Origin of the sequence: Agromyces protaetiae (assembly GCF_030866785.1) — a bacterium.
GTDB classification, from domain to species: domain Bacteria; phylum Actinomycetota; class Actinomycetes; order Actinomycetales; family Microbacteriaceae; genus Agromyces; species Agromyces silvae.
This window is the reverse complement of the sequence record NZ_CP133018.1, coordinates 583608-602600: the sequence shown is the minus strand read 5'-3', so window position 1 is coordinate 602600 and position 18993 is coordinate 583608. Positions and strand designations below refer to the sequence as shown.

Below are 18993 nucleotides of genomic sequence, written 5' to 3'. Positions count from 1 at the left end.
GCCCCGATGGCTCAGGGTTGAACTACCGGCGCGGGTCGGGTAGCGATCAGGCCGGCGGGAAGTGCCAGAAGTTGCCGTCGGCGATGGAGACGTTCTCGAGCACGTAGTCCAGGTCGAGGAAGTCGCGGTCGTTGTTGTGCCCCGCCAGCTTGATCGAGATGGTGCCGTCGGCGTTGTGGACGATGTCGGAGATGATCATCGAGTGGTCGCCGTCCTCAGCAAGGATCTGCCAGAGGTCATCAGGGACGTTCGCGGGCTGCACGGCCGTCGCCGCCGCGTCTTTCACCCATTCGAAGACCACGACGTCGCCCAGGCCGAGCTTCGAGCGGTCGACGTCCCAGAGGTCGAACTCCTCGGTTCCGAGCTCAGCCTGCATGGCCCGCATGTACCGCTCGAAGTTCGTGACGCTGATCCAGGCGGGCGTGGTCCATGACGTCCAGTTGTCGATCGAGTCGCCCGGACCGAACCGGTTGTGCCACTGATCGTCAGTGGGGATGCCTCGCGCGGCGAGCGTCTGCGAGACGAAGTTCATGCAGTCACCGCCGCCGTTCGGCGGGTTGAAACTGAAGTACTTCGTGTCGTTGTAGGTACTCCAGTACGTCAGCGCGTAGTTCAGCTGCCGGTCGATGCCGGACGAGACCTCGTAGGTGAACTCTCCGACCGAGAGCTCGACGCCCTGCGTGGTGATCAGCGTCACCGCGACGGACTGTGCCTGATACGGGAGCTTCGGGTTCACCTTCGCTGCGGTCGGCGCCTGCACGCGCAGCTCGCCATCGGGCGCACCGGGCAGGATCGTCCCGGACACCCCGCCGAACTTCACTTCGGCGATGTCGGCGACCTCGTCACCCCGCAGTGTCACGACGGTACTCGCGGCGACGCCACCCTGCTTCGGAGTCATCACGAACCCGGCATCGCTTGCGCCCTCGACCGGCTGGACGGTCACGGCCGGCCCGCCGGCGTGCCCGGCCACCTCGGCGAAGGCCGGGGCGCCAGCGCCCGCCAGACCGATCGTCAGTGCGGCGGCGCATGAAACCCGTACGATCGTGCGGGCGGAGCAGAAGGTGATCGACATGTCGGGAACGCCTCTCGCTGAGATTCAACCCGACGACCGAGTTGCGCGTTCTAATATACCATTCGGCGAGGAGGACCAGGTCGCCGCGGGCTGCCGGGGAACTCCTCGAGAACTCGTCTCACCGAGTCCCGAATCGACGCGGTCCATCGCACCGACCGGACCCCGGCCGCCGCCAGGCAGGGCCGAGGTCCGGTCGCAGTGCTCAGCTCGTCGGCGGCGCTTCGACGCCGATCCTGCTCCTGCGGAGGCGTGCCAACAGCAGGAACGCTCCCGCGAACAGCAGTGCGCCTCCGCCGAGCAGCCAGGGAGTGAGGTCGAATCCGGTGCTCGGCAGCTCGACCGGCACGATCACTGCGCCGCCGTCGCCGTCGCCGGTTCCGCCGCCCGGGACCTCGCCCGGGACCTCGCCCGGACCCTCGCCCGGACCCTCGCCGGGACCCTCGCCGTCTGCATGCACGACGAAGGCGATCGCCTCCGCGCCGGCCGGCACGGGGTCGGGGATCGTGATGACGCCCGCTGCGACACCCCACTCGTCCGCCGTGAGCTCCGCGAACTCCTCACCACCCGGCCGGAACTCGACGGTCACCCGCGCGCCCGGCTCGAACCCGCTCACCGCGGCCGTGATGATCTGGCCAGCCTCGGGCACGAACGGCCCGGGCTGCGATTCGGCCGTGAGGACGAGCGGATCCGTGACATTCCCCGCGAGATCGGTCGCACGCACGTGCATTCGGTCGACCGCATCGACGGCCACCCGTGCTTCCGGCGCAGCAGTACCCGAGATCGCTTCGGCCAGTGTGGACACCCAGGCCTCACCGTCGCGCGAGTACTCGACGGAGTCCACGCCCGATCCGTCGTCACTGACGAGCACCGTCACTCGGCCCGCGCTCGTCAGCGATCCCCAGACGTCCGGCGCCTTCGAGTCGACCCGGACCTGCGTCGATCCGACCGGGCTGACGTTCCCCGAGGCATCCGTCGCGCGATACTGCACCGCGTACTCGCCGTCGGAAAGCGGGACCGGGCCGCTGTACGCGGTCCACGACCCATCCTGCACTCGGTACTCGACCGATTCGACGCCCGAGAGGTCGTCGCTCGCCTCAAGCGTGAGCGCGGCCCCCTCGACGAGCCAGCCGTTCGCCCCGACCGGGCCGGTCTCCGCGGTGACGGTCGGCGGCGTGGTGTCGACGATCGGGCCGGGGTAGCCGTCCACGCAGGCCGCGAGGAGGGTCTCGTTGTCCGTCACCTCGAGATCCGGCGACGTCGAGGCGATGTGGCAGCCCGACTCGACGCCCGTCACGGTCAGGTACCCCGCGTCGAGGGTCGCCTCGCGCGGCCAGCCGTCGATGTAGAGCACGGACTCGGCGTCGTCGTCCGCGGGGAGGCTGATGTTCGCGGTGGTGCCGCGGGGCACATTGACCCCGAGGTCGACCCGCTCATCGACGGTGTCGAAGGCCGCGTCGATCGAACCGCGCGCGGTGGGAACACTCACCTGCGCGGTCTGCAGCCCGCCCGGCTGCGGCTTGACCGAGAACTCGGCGTAGCCGGCCTCGACCGATTGGATGCCGAACATGCCACGGGGGATCATGAACGCCGGGGAGGACGCCCACGGGTGCGAGAAGCTCGTGTTCGCCTTGAGCGACGTGTCCCACGCCTCCATGGTCGCGCCGGCGCCCTGCTCGATCATGTTGAGCCAGCTCCGGATGCCGGTCGAGGTCATCAGCTCGTACGCCGCGTCGCCCTGGTTGCCGTCGTAGAGCGCCTGCAGCAGGAACGGTGCACAGTAGACGCTGCACGCCATGCCCCGCGTCGCGAGGTACTCGCCGACCCGCTCCCGCTCCGCCTCAGGGGTGACGCCGAACGCCTGCGTGAACACGCTCGCGTGCAGCGCCCAGTGTTCGGTCGGCACCTGGTTCGCGTCCATCCCGTCGCGGTATGCGCCCGCCTCGGGGTCGTAGAGGTGCTCGTTGATCGCCGCGCGCATCCGCTCCGCGATCGCCGTGAACTCGGCCGCATCCTCGTCGTGGCCCGTGGCCGTCGCCATGTCCGCCATGTCCACGTAGCTCTTGTACGCGAGCGCGTTGATGACGGTGTTGTACTCGCGGAACTGGTATCCGTCGCGTTCGCCGGCAGGCCAGTCGACGATGTCGTCGTCGGTCTTGCTGTTGCCGCCGTTCGAGCCGCTCGTCTTGCGGATCAGGCCGGTCGACTCCTCGAGGTACCTGGTCGGCAGCTTCGCCTTGATCTGGTCGTAGGTGCGCTCCATGAGGGATGCATCGCCCGTGGACTGCCAGAGCTCATGCATGCCGAGGACGACGTACATCGGCCACTCCGTCGGCCAGGTGCGCCGCGTGAGCAGATACTCCATCGAGTACTGCGCCAGCGTCGGGTCCGCATCGAGGTAGATGTGGGACTGCAGCTGGATGAACGAGTCCGCCTCGTAGTTGATGCGTTCCCGGCTCCAGGTGTCGACGTAGAGGTTGAGGTTCAACGCCTCGATGGTGTTGCGAGAGAGCTCCCACACCGAGTCGAGCGAGGCGTCGCTCGAGGCGAACGCGGCCGCCTCCGCCTCGAACGGATAGATGAGCGCGGTGGCATGCACGTTCTCTTCGGTGATGGGCACCGGCGAGTTGAGGATCTCCGCATACCGGAACACCCGGAGTCCCCAGTTCTGCAGCGGCTCGGAGCCTGCGCCCAGGGTGTAGAAGTCCCGGTAGTTGTTGCCCGTGCGCATCTGCCAGCGGACGGTGTTGTTCGTCGTCGCCCGGTCCGTCAGCTCTTCGCCGTACCGGAGCTCGACCCGGTGCCCCTCGGCGTCCGGCAGCTCCAGCTTGAGTCCGCCGACCCAGGTGCGCCCGAAGTCGAGGAAGTAGTGGCCCTCGCCCTTCTGCACGATCTTCACGGGCGACTTGAGCTCCTCGGTGACCTTCGCGAACGGGGTGCCGACGAGTCGGTCCATCTGCGGGGTGACGTCGGCCGCCGTCCATTCGCGGTCGTCGAAGCCCGGCGTCGAGAATCCGTGCGGATACGTCGTACCGTCGAGGTTCTCCACCGGCGCGGTGTAGAAGCCGGTGCCGATGCTGCCACCCGCCGGGTACACCCGGCTGCCGTCGAGCGAGGTCCAGCCGTCGCCGGACCCGAAGGTCTCCCTGGTGCCGTCCGTGTACTCGACGACGAGGTGGGACATGAACTGGTGCTCGTGCCTCGTCGTGTACGCGAGCGCGCCGATGGCGTTGGTCTCGCCGCTCGTGAGGAGGTCCGTCACGTCGAACCCGTCGTAGCGGTTCTCACCGGCCATCGGCTGTGTCGGGCCGAGGCCGACGTATTCGCCGTTGACCCAGATCCGGTAGACGTACTGGTTGGTGGCGTCGGTCGACGATCCCGTCGCGTAGAGCGAGGCCCACGCGATGTCCTTGTCCTGCGTCTCGAACTCGCCGCGCAGGAACGCCCAGTCGGTGATGGCGCCCGGTAGCGAGGCCAGCACGCAGTCGGCGGACCTCGGGACGTTCAGGGTTCCGTTCGACTTCTGTGCGCAGGCGAAGTCGTTCGGGCTGCTCGCTGCGAAGTCGTTCGAGTAGACGGTGTCGCCACGGGGCGACGTCACGACGAGGTTGCGCACCTGGGCGTCCTCGGAGTTGCCGGTGCGGAATCCGATGCCGCCCGTGCGGAAGCCCGGGACGGTGCGGGAGTCCACCCCGGCGTCGTTCACGAACGTCGTGATCACGTCGCCGCGCGTGCTGATGCGGTAGCTGTTCCACGTGTTGACGCCGATCGCGGGCGTGATCCGCGCCGAGCGAGGCAGTGCGACGAAGCTCCCGTTCGCGCGGGTGTGCGGGGCGATCTGCGAATCCCCACCGCGCAGCTGCCACATGAGGTTGTTCGCGCCGTCGCGGGCCCGGAGCAGGACCCCGAGCGCGGTCGAGGTGATGTTGGCGTCGAACTCGACGTCGTAGTCGCCCCACGGACCGTAGTAGAGGCATCCGCCGCGCATCGCGTTGGGGATGCGGAGCGCGCCGTCGCGGAGCTCGCCGCAGCCGAAGTCGTTGTAGGCGGTGTCGGAGAAGTCGTTCTCGTAGCTGACGTCGCCGTCACGCTCGGTCATCCGGACGTCGTCGATGGCGAAGGACTCCGTCGCGCCGGTCCGGAATCCGAATCCTCCGCTCGCGAACGCGTCGTTGGTGCTCGTGTCGACGAGTCGTCCGTCGAAGTAGGTCGTGATCGTGTTGCCGACCACCTCGAGCTTGATGTCGTAGTACGGAGCCGATGCGCCGTTCTCGATCTCGACACCGAGCGGCACCGTCTTCAGCACCGGGGGCGCGCTCGCGTTGGCCGTCGTCACGGTGTGCGTGGCGAGCTCGTTCGCACCCGCCCCGCGGAACTGCCAGAGCAGGTAGTTGCTCGTGTCCTGTGCCCGGAACGCGAGCGTCACATGCCGCTGGATGAACTGGGCGCGGAACTCGAGCGTGAAGTCACTCCCCCACGGCTTCTCCTGCCCGACCCAGACCGTGCTGGTGTCCTCCCAGGTCGCGCCGGGGCCGGTGCCGAAGTGCACCGGCGTCGCCCACGCGGACTCGACGCCCGCGGCGTCCCAGGTCTTCACCGACCACCAGTACCGCTCGGACGGAGCGAGCTCCGGGCCCGCATAGGCGACGTTCGCCGAGCTCGTTCCCTCGATACGCCCGGAATCCCACACGTCAGGCGAGTCAGGAGCGAGTTCGGGGGTGCTCGCCACGACCACCTGGTAGGCCACCTGATCGGAATCGGTTCCGATGAGCCAGGAGAACTTCGGATCGACCAGATTCTCGACCTCCACGGGTGCAGGCTGGAACTCGATCTTGAGATCGGTCGGCGCCTCGCCCGCCGCGGCCGCGGCCGCGGCAACCGGCTGAGCCGCCAACAGGGTGGCGGTGAGCCCGCCGATGGCGAGGAAGCTGAGCAGTCGCCGGAGCGCGACGACGCCCACGGCTCGCGGGCGAGGATTCTGGAGGTCTGTCATGGAGTCGAGGACCTTTCGGGGGATTCGAATCTGAGACTCGTGCGGGAGGTCGGGGCGATCGGCCCCAGGGCGAGACCCGGGCTGGGTCGAGGCGCCCGGGAGCTGCGGGGGCGTGCGGACCGAGGAATCGAGATGGGATCGTGCGGGGCGCATCGGTGTGCCCCGGTGTTGATCGACATCAAGGTGGCGTCTCCGGTCTCGTCGTTGAGAGGCTGGCTGGCGTCCGGTCCCATCGGGTGGAGGGATGAAACGATTCAAGTCTGTCCGCTTCGGCAAACCTATCACAGCGGTGCCGTCGACCGCAGAGTTCGAAGGTCGTCGGCACGGGACATGTCAGGTCCGGAGAGGCCGCACGAGCCCGTCGACGGCTGCGACGCTCGAGCGCACGTAGTCGAGGTCGAGCAGGTTCTCATCCGTCACGACATGACGGGCGCGTTCGCCTCGAGACCGGCACGGCCGACAGGCCGGCCCGCAGGTCCGGGCGTCAGGGCTTGCGCGCGCGGTGCAGCGCGACGACGCCGAGCGTCAGGTTGCGCCACTGCACCCCGGCCCAGCCCGCCTCGCGGATCCAGCCGGCGAGCGTGCGCTGATCGGGCCAGGCGTTGATCGACTCGTTCAGGTACTCGTAGGCCGTGTCGTTCGAGCTCGACAGCTTCACCAGCGGCGGCATGACGACCCGCTGATAGAAGTCGTACCCGGCGCGCACGACCCCGGCCGGCGGGTGCGAGAACTCGCAGATGACGAGTCGGCCGCCGGGCTTCGTCACGCGCAGGAACTCGGCGAGCGCGCGCTTGGGCTCGTTGACGTTGCGCAGCCCGAACGAGATCGTGACCGCGTCGAACGACTCGTCGTCGAACGGCAGCGCGGTCGCGTCGGCCTCGACGAACACGAGGTTCGGCACGTGCGCCTGGCGCACCCGGCCGACCTCGATCATGCCGGGCGAGAAGTCGGCGGCCACGACCGACGCTCCCGACTTCGCAAGGCTCGCACTCGAGGTGCCCGTGCCCGCCGCGACGTCGAGGATGCGCTCCCCCGGCTTCGGGTCGACGGCCTTCGTCGTCGCCACCCGCCAGAGTGGCGCGTTGCCGACGGACAGCACCGTGTTGGTGCGGTCGTAGCCGGCCGCGACGCGATCGAACATCGCGGACACCTGCGAGGGGTCCTTGCCGAGGTCAGCACGGGTCATCCTCCGAGTCTACGTCCCGGGGAATGTGCCGCCGCCGGCATCGGTTAACCCCCGTGAAGCGTTTCGACCACCCGGGCCGGGACGCACTTCTGGCGGAAGGACGCACATGAAGGCCATCTGGAACGGTGCGGTGCTCGCTGAGTCCGGCGACACGGTCGTGGTCGAGGGCAACCACTATTTCCCGCGCGAGGCGCTCGACCCGCAGTACTTCGCCCCGAGCGAGAACCACACGGTGTGCTCATGGAAGGGCACGGCCGACTACTTCCACGTCGAGGTCGACGGCCAGCGGAACCCGAACGCCGCGTGGACCTACCCGACCCCGTCGCCGGCCGCGGCCGAGATCACCGACCACGTCGCCTTCTGGCACGGCGTCGAGGTCGTCGACTGACGACCTCGCAAGCCCGCCCGAGCCTCGCCTCGCGGACGTAGGCTGATGCGGTGATCCCCATGTCCGCGGGCCGCGCCTCCGCCGCGACCGCCGCCCGGCTCGTCGTACGCACGGTGGCCGTCGACGAGAACGAGCCGCTCATCCCGCGCACCGACCCGCGCAATCCGCTCGTCTGGATGCGTCGCGGCGAAGGCATCGTCGGCCTGGGCGAGGTCCTGCGCATCGAGTCGAGCGGCCGCACGCGCATCGAGGATGCCGCGGCCGCGTGGACCGAGCTCGCGTCCCGAGCAGACGTCGACGACCGCGTCGGTCTGCCTGGCACGGGCCTGATCGCGTTCGGGACCTTCGCGTTCGCCGCGAGCTCGGCCGCGACGAGCGTGCTCATCGTGCCCGAGCTGGTGCTCGGGCGCCGTGACGGGCGCGCCTGGGTCACCAGGATCACGCTGGTCACCGGCGACGACGAGTCGGCGGATGCCTCGGACGACACCGCCGACCCGACCATTCCCGAGCCCGCCCCGAAGCGCAAGGTGCCGCGGGTCGCGTTCGCACCCGGCAGCCTGCCGCCCGGCGCCTACGAGTCGGCGGTCGCCGAGGCGATCCGCCGCATCGACGCAGGCGAGCTGCAGAAGGTCGTGCTCGCCCGTCAGCTGGTGGGCCAGCTCGCCGACGAGGCGGGCCTCCGTGCGACGATCCGTCAACTCGCAGAGGACTATCCGGACACCTGGGTGTTCGCGGTCGACGGCCTCATCGGCGCGAGCCCCGAGACGCTCGTCCGGGTCGACCACGGTCAGGTGTCCGCCCGCGTGCTGGCGGGCACTGCAGCACGCGGTGCCGGCGAGGCATCCGACCGCGACCGCGCCGCCGCCCTGCAACGGTCGCCGAAGGACCTCGCCGAGCACGCGCTCGCGGTCGCGAGCGCCGTGAAGCGGCTCGCGCCGCACACCGCGCGCCTCGACACGAGCCCCGAGCCGTTCACGCTGCAGCTGCCGAACCTCTGGCATCTCGCGACCGACCTCAAGGGCGTGCTGGGCGATGGGTCGAGTGCGCTCGACCTCGTACGCGCCGTGCACCCGACGGCGGCGGTGGCCGGAACCCCGCGGCGCACCGCGATCGCGACCCTCGCCGAGCTCGAGGGCTTCGACCGGCGCCGCTATGCCGGGCCCGTGGGCTGGGTCGACGGCGACGGCGACGGCGAGTGGGCGATCGCGCTGCGCTGCGCGCAGGTCGACGGCGACGGCACGGTCACGGCGTATGCCGGATGCGGCATCGTGCATGACTCGGTTCCGGCCGACGAGCTCGCCGAGACCGAGATGAAGTTCCGTCCGATCGTCGAGGCGTTCGGCGGCTGACGCCCGTCGAGACCGCGGTCAGCTCGCCACGAGGCGCGCGCGCTCGGCCGCGACGTCGAAGTCCGCGGGCGGCCAGTCGAGTCGCATGCCCTCCAGGGCCGCGATGAGCAACCGCGCGACCGCGAGGCGTGCGTACCATTTGCGGTCGGCCGGCACGACGTACCACGGCGCCGACGCGGTCGAGGTGCGCTCGATCGCCGCCTGATACGCCTCCTGATATGCAGGCCAGTGCTCGCGCTCGTCGATGTCGCCGGGGTTGAACTTCCAGTGCTTGTCGGGCCGGTCGAGGCGCTTCAGCAGCCGTGCCTTCTGCTCGTCGTACGACACATGCAGCATGACCTTCACGATCGAGACACCGTCTGCCGCGAGCTCGTCCTCGAACTCCGTGATCGCGGCATACCGCCGCTCGAGCTCTTCGGGCGGCGCGAGCTGCCGCACCCGGCCGATGAGCACGTCTTCATAGTGCGAACGATCGAAGACGCCGATCATGCCGGCCCCGGGCACCCGTTTCCGGATGCGCCAGAGGAAGTCGTGCGCGAGCTCCTCGTCGGTGGGCTTCTTGAAGGCGGCGAGCTGGACGCCCTGCGGGTCGACCGACCCGACGACGTGCTTGACGACGCCGCCCTTGCCCGCGGTGTCCATGCCCTGCAGCACGAGCAGCACCCGCCGGCGATCGCCGGCCGCACGGCTGTTCGCGAAGAGCAGCTCTTGCAGGTCGGCCAGCGTTCCGGCGGTGTCGGCGAGGGCCGCTTCGCCCTCGGCTTTGCCGCCGTCGAACCCCGGATGGAGGTCGGTGCGCGTCGCGGCGAGCCGGAAACCGGGGTACGCCCGCAACAGCTCGGCGGGGTCGTCGGTCCAGTACGCGCCGTCGCTCATGGGCCCAGGCTACCTGCCTGTCCGCCCCGCTCCCCAGCTCCCCCGCTTCCAAGCTCCCCCGCTTCCAAGCTCCCCCGCTTCGAAGTTCCTTGCTCAGGAATCTCGGGCGGGCGTGCGGCGTGTCGCCTGGCGACGCGCCGCGAGTGGGCCAGATGTTCCTGAGCAGGGATCCGGCGCGGGGGTGCGGGGTGTTCCTGAGCAGGGATCCGGCGGGGGTGCGGGGCCGGCCGCGCCGAGCGGATGCCTCGGCGAGGCGTCGTGTTCGGCGCGCGGCCCTGCCCGGGGAGAGCAGGGGCTCAGCGCGGCAGCGGCACCTCGAGCAGCGTCGGGCCCGCGACCGCGGTGCCGAGCGCCTCGTCGAGCTCGCCGCGCGTCGCGGCCCGCGAGTAGCTCCAGCCGTAGGCGCGGGCGAGCGCCTCGAGGTCGACCCGCTGCGGCGTGAACTGCACGCGGTCGAAGGCTTCGGCGGGCGCGGTGCCGGCCACCTCGAGCGCGTCGAAGATGCTGCCGCCGCCGTCATTGCCGACGATCAACTGCACCCGCGGGCGCAGCTCGCCATCGCCGAGGAGCAGCGAGCCCGCGTCGTGCAGCAGTGCCAGGTCGCCGACCAGTGCGCGCGTGACGCCCGGCTTCGCAGCGGGTGCCTGCTGGCTCGCGATCGCGACCCCGAGCGTCGTGGCCACCGTGCCGTCGATGCCCGCGAGCCCCCGGTTCGCGTGCACCCGGATGCGCCGGCCGGGCACGACCTTGTCGGCGTCGCGGATGAGTCGCGACGAGGCGAACACGAGCCGGTCGTGCGGCCAGGTCGCCGCCCAGAGCGACTCGACCAGCATGCGGCGTGAGACCGGCTCGCGCACGCGTGCGAGCTGTGCCTTCAGGTACGCGCGCTGCGCGGCGAAGTCGGAGACATGGCCGGTCTCGTCGATCCCGTCGCGCACGGCGTCGGCCGACGGGTCGGACTCGTCGAGGAGCATCCGGCTCGCGCGCACCCAGCGACCGGTCCACGCGCGTTCCTCGGCCGTGGGCTCGTGCGGCTCGGCGCGCACCGCGCGCTCGAACCGGCGGACCCGGTGCCCCGGATTGAACCACTCGATCCCCGAGGGGGCCACGACGATCGTCTCGACGCCATCCCGCTGCACCAGCGCGGGCACCTCGCGCGAGAGCGTCGGATGCCCGAAGACCACGACCCGCTGCACCTCGTCGCCGAACCCGGTCTCGCGCAGCAGCTCGCGATACGCGACGACGAGGTTCGGCCCGAAGCGCGCTCCGCTCGAGACCTCCGCCGCGAGCGGCCAGCCGCCGGCCCGCGCGAACGCCTCGGCGCCAGCACCCGCACCCGCACCCGCCACCACGAGCGTCCGCGGGCCGGGCGCGATCGCCGCGCCCGTGGGCGAACCCTCGCCGGCCGCGGCTCCGTCGAAGCTGGCCGTGCGACCCCGGCGATCCGTCCCGTCCGCGCGATCCGCGCCGGCCTGGCGCGCCCTGCCGTGCTGGGCCGGCCCGCCCGCGGCGAGCGCCGCCAATGCATCGGTGACGCTCGGCGCATCCGCAGCACCCGGCGCATCCGCAGCCCCCAGCGCATCCGCAGCACCCGGCACATCCGTCGCTCCCCTCGCGCCCAACGGTCGCGCGTCGTCTGGTCCGGCGCTTGCGCGAGGCTCGTCGGCCGCGGCCTGCGCACGCCCACTCGGCGCAACGAGCTGCGCACCCGCAGCCGAGTCCGTATCGCCGGCACTCCCGGACCCGCGGTCGCCGCGTTCCTCGGAGAGGGCCGCGCGGCGCGCTTCGACGGCGGCACGGTCGACCGTGACCGGTGCGGAGAGCGGCTCTCGCAGCTGCACGTTCAGGTGCACGGGTCCCGGCCCCGGGTGGGCGATCGCCCCGCCCACGTCGTCGACGCCCAGGGCCGCGTCGACCGCTCGCCGCGCGAGGCGCGAGGCCGCATCGACCGCACCCTCCGCCGGCGCGGCGACGTCGCACTCGTACCGCACGGCGCCCGCGAACATGCCGGGTTGCATGGTGGTCTGGTTCGAGCGGATGCCTCGGAGATCCGCCGGCCGATCGGCGCTGACGACGATGAGCGGCACTCCGGAGTGATGGGCTTCGAGGACCGCCGGGTGCAGGTTCGCGACCGCCGTCCCCGAGGTCGTGATCACGGCCGCCGGGCGTCCGGACTCCAGACCGAGGCCGAGCGCGAGGAAGGCCGCACCTCGCTCGTCGATGCGCACGTGCAAGCGCACGAGACCGGCACGCTCGAGCTCGGCGGCCGCGAGCGCGAGGGCCTGCGAGCGCGAGCCCGGTGAGACGACGAGGTCGGTGACGCCGAGCGCGACGAACTCGCCCAGCAGCGCGAGCGCGTACGCGCTCGCCGGTGAGTGCGGCCTCGCGGATGACTCGGGGTGCCGGTGGTCCGGCTCAACCATTCGGCCGGCCGGTCGTGCCGCTGTCGCCCGCGTCGGGCCGGTCGGGACGGTGCGGCGTTCCGCCGGACGGCCCTGATTCCGGATGCCCCGGGCCGGGCATCGCACCGCCGGGCGGCTGCTCGCCGGGAGTGTCGGGGTGGTCGATCGTCTCGTCGAGTTCGACGTCGAGGTCCGCGAGCTCCTGTTCGAGCCGGCGGATGCGCTCCTCCTGCTCGGCGTCGCGGTCGAGCCGGCGCAGGAAGTCGCTGTCGTCGTCGGGTGCGACCGGTGCGCTGCGGCCGCCGGCGCGTGCGGTACGCCCGGCGCGGCCACGGCCGATCACGAACCACAGCACGGCGCCGATCACGGGCACGAGCAGGATCACCACGATCCACCACGCGCGCGACAGACCGCGGATGCGCAGCCTGTCGAACAGTGCGCAGTCCACCACGGCGTAGATCATGAAGACCACGGCCGCGACCACCAGGGGGATGGCGAGCCTGACCATGTCCCGAGTATAGGCACGCCAGGATCACGGTCGGCTGGGAGCGCCCCGGGCTTGACGTGGGCGAGGCGAGCTGAGAGGGACCGTCCAGGCGGTCTGCCTACACTGGCAGGGTGAAGTCCGTCCCGGTCTGGCTCAAGTACACCGTGCTGCGCGTGCTGCTGTTCGCGGTGCCGTTCACCGTGCTCATGCTCGCCGGGGTGACCTGGTGGATCTCGGCGCTCGTGGCCGCCCTGTTCGGCCTCGCCGCCTCAGCGGTGTTCCTGCGGGCATCTCGCGACCAGATGTCACGCAACCTCTACGCGGCGCGGAACCGCGAACAGCCCGCGACCGAGCCTGACGCGGACGCGGAAGACGCCGCCGTCGACGCCCGCGAGCGCCCCGCCGACTGACCCGCCGAGCCTCGAGCCACGCCACTCGAGCCGCACACCTCGAGCGGCACCACCCCTCGAACCGCTCAGAGCGCGAAGACCAACCCCAGCCCGACGCCGTACACGAGCGCCGTCAGGCTCGCGAGCTGCAGCGCCGTGATGAGCTCGCGCGGGGTACGGCCCCAGATCACGATGATGCATGCCGGCACGGCAGCGAGCAGCGCGAAGAGCAGCAGCGTCGCCGTCGGGTAGAGCAGCGCCCAGAAGCCGACGAACACGAACGGCACGAGCATGAAGACGGCGAACAGGATGCGGCCGACGACCGGGCCGACGAGCACCGCGAGCGTGCGCTTGCCCGCCACCTTGTCTTGCGCGACGTCCCGAAGATTGTTGGCCATGAGCACCGCGCACGCGAGCAGGCCGACCCCGACGCCACCGAGCCAGGCCTCGAGGTTCACCCACCGGGACTGCACGAACGCCGAGCCCGCCGTCGCGACGAGCCCGAAGAACACGAACACGAAGAGCTCACCGAACCCGGCATAGCCGTATGGCCGCTTGCCACCCGTGTAGAACCACGCGGCGACGATGGCGGCGGCGCCCACGGCCAGGAACCACCACTCCCGCATCATGATCGTGAGCACGAGCCCGGCGACCGCCGCGAGCGCGAAGAACGCCATCGCGACGATGAGGACGTGTCTGGGCTTCACCGCACCCGAGCCCGTGAGCCGCGCCGGCCCCACCCGGTGCGCATCGGTGCCGCGCACCCCGTCGGAGTAGTCGTTGGCGAAGTTCACGCCGATCTGCAGCGCGAGCGCGACGACGAGCGCGAGCAGCGCGCGCTCGGGGTACCAGTTGCCGTCGGGGATCGCGACGGCCCCGGCGCCGGTGCCGAGCGCGACCGGCGCGATCGCGAGCGGCAGGGTCCGCAGCCGTGCCCCGGCGATCCAGTCGGCCGCGGTCGCCGGGCCGCGTGCCACCGTCGGTGCCGCGCCGGCCTTCGCCGGGTTGCCGGAACGCCCGCGCGCGCGTGCGCCGGATCGAGGCGTGCGATCGGAGTCGTGCTTCGTCTGCTTCGGGCGTGCCACCTCGCTATGGTAACGATCCGGCTCGCCGCTCGCCGCGCACGCGGTGATCCCGCCGCCGCGCAGATCGTGCATCGACCCCGTATGCACCGTTCGTGAGCTCATCTCAATATATTACCCGACGCGGATCGCCTCCGCGACCGCGCGGCGGTCCGGCTTGCCCGAGGCGAGCATCGGCAGCCGGTCGAGCCGCACGAATCGCACAGGGCGTCCGGCGGGCGGCAGGCTCGCGGCGTCGGTCGCGCGTGCCAGCTCCGCGAGCGAGACGGATGCCTCGGCGGCGACCACGACCGCGCGCTGACCCCACTCGGGGTCGTCGGCGGCGACCACGACCGCATCGTGCAGGCCGGGCAGCGCGCGCACGGCCCGCTCGATCTCGCCGAGCGCGACCTTCACCCCGCCCGAGATGATCACGTCGTCGGCGCGGCCCCTGATCCGCAACGCGCCGTCGGCCGCGAGCTCGCCGAGGTCGTCCGTGCGGTACCAGCGCCGGCCGTCGGCGTCGTGCCGGAACGCGCGCGCGGTGCGCGCGGGGTCGCCGAGGTACCCGTCGGCGAGGGTCGGGCCGCCGAGCTCGACGATGCCGTCTTCGCCGATGCGGGCCTCGACCCCCGGGAGCACGCGGGCGTCGTAGACGCATCCGCCCGCCGTCTCGCTCGAACCATAGGTGCGCACGATGCGCGCGCCGACGGTCTCGGCGGCGACGCGGAGCGGCTCGGGCAGCGCCTGCCCGCCGATGAGCACGGCCGCGTAGGCGCGGAGCGCCTGTGCGGCCGGGTGGTCGCGGTCGCCGTCGGCGGCCTCGACGAGCCGGGCGAGCTGCGCCGGGACGAGCGACGTGTAGCGCGGCAGCGCGTCGTGCGTACGCATGAGCCGCGCCGTCGACGTCACGAACGCGTCGGCGCCGAAGGGCCCGCGCGCCTGCGCGGTCGAGGGGCCCGGCGCGCCTCCGGCGGCATGTTCGCCGAGCACGACCGGCGCGGTACCCGCGAGGATCGACCGCACGAGCACCTGCGCGCCGGCGATGTAGTGGGCGGGCAGCGCGAGCAGCCAGCGGCCGTGCCCGCCGAGACGCTCGGCGGTCGCCTCCGCGCTCGCCCGGAGCGCGTCGGCCGAGAGCAGCACGCGCTTCGGTGCGTCCGTCGAGCCGCTGGTCTCGACCACGAGCGCGATGTGGTCGTCGACGGCGTCCGGGACCGCGCCGACGCCGGGGCCGGCGGCACGCGTGGCGCCCGGGTCCGCGGTGCCCGCTTCTGCGGCGGCCGCTTCTGCGGCGGCCGCGCGGACGTGGTGGACGTCGGTGGGCCAGACCGCCGGTCCCCCGTCGAGCGCCGTGCGAAGCGCGTCGGTGACGGCGGCCACGTCAGCGGCTGGAACCCGGTGCAACGGCTTCATCGAGGCATCCGTGTCAGTAGTGCCAGGGGTGCGGCCCCCAGTCCGGTGCGCGCTTCTCGAGGAAGGCATCGCGGCCCTCGACCGCCTCGTCGGTGCCGTACGCGAGGCGCGTCGCCTCGCCGGCAAACACTTGCTGGCCGACGAGTCCGTCGTCGACGGCGTTGAAGGCGAACTTCAGCATGCGGATCGCCGTGGGCGACTTCGTCAGGATCGTCCGCGCCATCGAGATCGCCTCGCGCTCGAGGTCGGCGTGCGGCACGACGCGGCTCACCGCGCCCATCTCGTAGGCGCGCTCGGCGCTGTACTCCTCAGCGAGGAAGAACACCTCGCGCGCGAGCTTCTGCCCGATCTGCCGGGCGAAGTACGCCGAGCCGTACCCCGCATCGAAGCTGCCGACGTCGGCGTCAGTCTGCTTGAAGCGGCCGTGCTCGCGGCTCGCGATCGTCAGGTCGGCGACGACGTGCAGCGAGTGCCCGCCGCCGGCCGCCCAGCCCGGCACGACCGCGATGACGACCTTGGGCATGAACCGGATGAGGCGCTGCACCTCGAGGATGTGCAGCCGGCCGAGTGCGGCGTGCGAGGCCCCGGCGGCGCCGTCGTCGACGAGCCCGGTCTCGGCGTCGGAGTACTTGTAGCCGTCCCGCCCGCGGATGCGCTGGTCGCCGCCCGAGCAGAACGCCCATCCGCCGTCCTTCGGGCTCGGCCCGTTGCCGGTGATCAGCACGACCCCGATGCGCGGGTTCGTGCGGGCGTCCTCGAGGGCGCGGTACAGCTCGTCGACGGTGTGCGGGCGGAAGGCGTTGCGCACCTCGGGCCGGTCGAACGCGATGCGCGCGATGCGGCCGTCGCGCGAGTGGTGATAGGTGACGTCGGTGAAGCCGCCGGCGGGAGCGGCGTCCTCCCACTCGCTCGGGTCGAACAGTTCGGACACCTCGGCTGCCATGCCCTCAGCCTATTTCCCCGCGCGCCTGCACCCGCCGTCGTCTCGCCGGGCACGCGTCACCTCCTGCGCTCCGCGCCACTTCGCGCGCCTCCGCGCCAGTTCGGCTGGCGCGGAGGCGCGTGAACTGGCGCGACAGACATAATGCGAAGGCAGGCGGCAGGCGGCAGGCGGCAGGCGGCAGGCGGATGCGGCGGGCGGATGCCACGATGGGGGGATGGATCAGATGGCGCTGCCGGCACTGCGAGAGCTGACCGAGTCGGCACGGGTGGTGGCGCTGCCGCTCGTGACGAGGTTCCGGGGCATCGACGTGCGCGAGGCGGTGCTGTTCGAGGGACCCGAGGGCTGGACCGAGTTCTCGCCGTTCGCCGAGTACGACGACGAGGAAGCCGCGACGTGGCTCGAGGCATCCGTCGATTTCGGGTGGCGGCCGACGCCGCCCGCGCTGCGCGACCGCATCCCGGTGAACGCGACCGTGCCCGCGGTCGACGCCGACAGCGTGCCCGCGGTGCTCGCACGCTTCCCGGGCTGCCGAACGGCGAAGGTCAAGGTCGCCATGGGTGACCAGACCCTCGCGCAGGACGTCGCGCGCGTGCGCGCCGTGCGCGAGGTGCTCGGCCCGGAGGGGCGCGTGCGGCTCGACGCGAACGGCGGCTGGAACGTCGACGAGGCCGAGCACGCGATCCACGCGCTCGCGGAGTTCGATCTCGAGTACGTCGAGCAGCCCTGCGCAACTGTGCCGGAGCTCGCCGAGATCGGCATCCGCACGAAGTACATGGGCATCCCGATCGCGGCGGATGAGAGCGTGCGCCGCGCGTCCGACCCGCTCACGGTCGCCGAGGCCGGCGCGGCCGACCTGCTCGTGATCAAGGTGCAGCCGCTCGGCGGCATCCGCCGCGCGCTCCAGATCGTCGAGGCGGCCGGGCTGCCGGTGAACGTGTCGAGCGCGCTCGAGACGAGCGTCGGCCTCGCCATGGGCGCCGCGCTCGCGGCCGCCCTGCCGTCGCTCGAGTACGACTGCGGGCTCGGCACCGCGTCACTGCTGGCGGCGGATGTCTCGCGCGATCCGCTGCTCCCCGAAGGCGGCGCGGTCGCCGTGCGACGCGTGCTCCCCGACCCGGCCCTGCTCGACCGCTACGCCGCCGACGCCGACCGCACGGCCTGGTGGCTCGCCCGCCTCGAGCGCTGCCACGCGCTCCTCGCCGAGCGCGCCTGACCGACCGCAACCTCCCCCACTGCACGTCTGTTGCGCCAGTTCTGCACGCTCGCGCCACCAGTGCTGGCGCGGAACCCCAGAAGTGGCGCAGACACGCGAGCCGGCCGACCGCGGTCGGCGCGACGGCGGCCTACAGACCCGAGTAGGCGTGCAGGCCCTTGAAGAAGAGGTTGACGACGGTGAAGTTGAACAGCACCGTCGAGAAGCCGATGATCGCGAGCCACGCCGACCGCGAGCCGCGCCAGCCGCGCGTCGCGCGCGCGTGGATGTACCCGGCGTAGACGACCCAGATGATGAACGTCCACACCTCTTTGGTGTCCCAGCCCCAGTAGCGGCCCCACGCCTTCTCGGCCCAGATCGCGCCGGCAATGAGCGTGAAGGTCCACATGATGAAACCGATGATGTTCAGCCGGTACGCGAGGTTCTCGAGCGAGTTCGCGCTTGGCAGCGTCGCGAGGAACGAGCGCTTCACGGCCTCGGCCGACGCGGCCAGCGACTCGCGCCGCGCCTGCATGAGCTGCACGACCGACAGCGCGAAGCCGAGCGCGAAGAACCCGACCGACGCGGTCGCCACGAACACGTGGATGATCAGCCACGCCGACTGCAGGGCCGGCGGCAGCGGGATCACGCTCACGTAGAAGTTCACGGTCGCGACGCCGAGCAGCACGAGCACGAGGCCCGAGACGAACGTGCCCAGGAAGCGCAGGTCCTGCTTCGACGCCACGAGCACGACGAGGTACACCGTCGTCACCAGCAGCGTGCCGGTGAGCGCGAACTCGTACATGTTCGCCCACGGCACCCGCTCGGCCGCGATGCCGCGGAGGATGGTGCCGGCGAGGTGCAGCAACCACGCCACGACCGTCATCGCGACGGCCACGCGCAGCACCGGCGAACGACCGTAGTCCACGGTCGCGCCGTGGTCGGTCGCGCGCTGCCAGCGTGAGGGGCGTCGTGCGCCGGTCGTGGCGTCATCGGCAGCGCCGGCTCCAGTGCCGGTCGCGTCGCGCGCGCCCCGCGCAGCCGTCGCGGCCTGCAGCGCTCCCACGCGCTCAGGCTCGGCGTCGGTCGCGAGCGCGGCCTCCGCCGAGGCATCCGCCGCCCTCGCCGCCGCGCCGCCTCGCTTCGCGAGGTCGATCGCGTACGCGATGAACGCGATCGCGTACACGGCCATCGCCGAGTACACGCAGAGGATCGAGATCTCGTCGAGCGTGAACGTCACGT

General features: G+C 71.5%; 14 protein-coding genes. 4 read left to right on the top strand and 10 right to left on the bottom strand.

The window, feature by feature from the left end; translation table 11 throughout:
- Positions 1-46: 46 nt before the first annotated feature.
- The 3 genes from QU602_RS02790 to QU602_RS02780 form a co-directional block, all read right to left on the bottom strand.
- The gene (locus QU602_RS02790) at positions 47-1072 is read right to left on the bottom strand and encodes an amidase domain-containing protein (protein WP_308798640.1); all 1026 of its coding nucleotides are present in this window, start codon (positions 1070-1072) and stop codon (positions 47-49) included.
- A 202-nt stretch (positions 1073-1274) separates the two neighbouring features.
- Positions 1275-6062 carry a family 78 glycoside hydrolase catalytic domain gene (locus tag QU602_RS02785; RefSeq protein ID WP_308798639.1) on the bottom strand — a complete coding sequence of 1596 codons (4788 nt, stop codon included), beginning with the start codon at positions 6060-6062 and terminating at the stop codon, positions 1275-1277.
- A 484-nt stretch (positions 6063-6546) separates the two neighbouring features.
- The gene (locus tag QU602_RS02780) at positions 6547-7248 is read right to left on the bottom strand and encodes a class I SAM-dependent methyltransferase (RefSeq protein ID WP_308798637.1); all 702 of its coding nucleotides are present in this window, start codon (positions 7246-7248) and stop codon (positions 6547-6549) included.
- 106 nt (positions 7249-7354) lie between these two features.
- Between QU602_RS02780 and QU602_RS02775 the strand changes: the two genes are divergently transcribed.
- Positions 7355-7636, top strand: coding sequence for a DUF427 domain-containing protein (locus QU602_RS02775; RefSeq protein ID WP_308798636.1), 282 nt, complete (start codon positions 7355-7357; stop codon positions 7634-7636).
- Positions 7637-7695: 59 nt separating this feature from the next.
- Complete coding sequence (locus QU602_RS02770) at positions 7696-8985, top strand: isochorismate synthase (RefSeq protein ID WP_308800257.1); 1290 nt, start codon at positions 7696-7698, stop codon at positions 8983-8985.
- Positions 8986-9003: 18 nt separating this feature from the next.
- On the opposite strand, the gene QU602_RS02765 is transcribed toward QU602_RS02770, so the two are convergent.
- The 3 genes from QU602_RS02765 to QU602_RS02755 form a co-directional block, all read right to left on the bottom strand.
- A complete protein-coding gene (locus QU602_RS02765) occupies positions 9004-9861 on the bottom strand; it encodes a polyphosphate kinase 2 family protein (protein WP_308798635.1) in 858 nt (285 codons plus the stop codon).
- 296 nt (positions 9862-10157) lie between these two features.
- On the bottom strand, positions 10158-12284 hold the full coding sequence (locus QU602_RS02760; protein ID WP_308798634.1) for a thiamine pyrophosphate-binding protein: 2127 nt from the start codon (positions 12282-12284) through the stop codon (positions 10158-10160).
- Positions 12277-12771, bottom strand: coding sequence for a PLDc N-terminal domain-containing protein (locus tag QU602_RS02755; protein WP_308798633.1), 495 nt, complete (start codon positions 12769-12771; stop codon positions 12277-12279). Before QU602_RS02755 ends, QU602_RS02760 begins: the two co-directional genes overlap by 8 nt.
- A 110-nt stretch (positions 12772-12881) precedes the next feature.
- On the opposite strand from QU602_RS02755, the gene QU602_RS02750 reads away from it, so the two are divergent.
- Positions 12882-13160, top strand: coding sequence for a DUF4229 domain-containing protein (locus QU602_RS02750; protein ID WP_308798632.1), 279 nt, complete (start codon positions 12882-12884; stop codon positions 13158-13160).
- A 65-nt stretch (positions 13161-13225) separates the two neighbouring features.
- On the opposite strand, the gene QU602_RS02745 is transcribed toward QU602_RS02750, so the two are convergent.
- From QU602_RS02745 to QU602_RS02735, 3 genes are all read right to left on the bottom strand, one after another.
- Positions 13226-14224 carry a 1,4-dihydroxy-2-naphthoate polyprenyltransferase gene (locus QU602_RS02745; protein ID WP_373692875.1) on the bottom strand — a complete coding sequence of 333 codons (999 nt, stop codon included), beginning with the start codon at positions 14222-14224 and terminating at the stop codon, positions 13226-13228.
- Positions 14225-14335: 111 nt separating this feature from the next.
- Positions 14336-15616, bottom strand: coding sequence for an AMP-binding enzyme (locus QU602_RS02740; RefSeq protein ID WP_308798631.1), 1281 nt, complete (start codon positions 15614-15616; stop codon positions 14336-14338).
- A gap of 13 nt (positions 15617-15629) precedes the next feature.
- On the bottom strand, positions 15630-16559 hold the full coding sequence (locus QU602_RS02735) for a 1,4-dihydroxy-2-naphthoyl-CoA synthase (protein ID WP_308798629.1): 930 nt from the start codon (positions 16557-16559) through the stop codon (positions 15630-15632).
- 223 nt (positions 16560-16782) lie between these two features.
- Here QU602_RS02735 and QU602_RS02730 point away from each other — a divergent pair, with 223 nt between their 5' ends.
- A complete protein-coding gene (locus QU602_RS02730) occupies positions 16783-17772 on the top strand; it encodes an o-succinylbenzoate synthase (protein ID WP_308800255.1) in 990 nt (329 codons plus the stop codon).
- A 130-nt stretch (positions 17773-17902) separates the two neighbouring features.
- On the opposite strand, the gene ccsB is transcribed toward QU602_RS02730, so the two are convergent.
- Entirely contained in the window at positions 17903-18991 is a 1089-nt protein-coding gene (ccsB, locus tag QU602_RS02725) for a c-type cytochrome biogenesis protein CcsB (RefSeq protein ID WP_409335166.1), read from the bottom strand.
- Between the last annotated feature and the right edge of the window lie 2 nt (positions 18992-18993).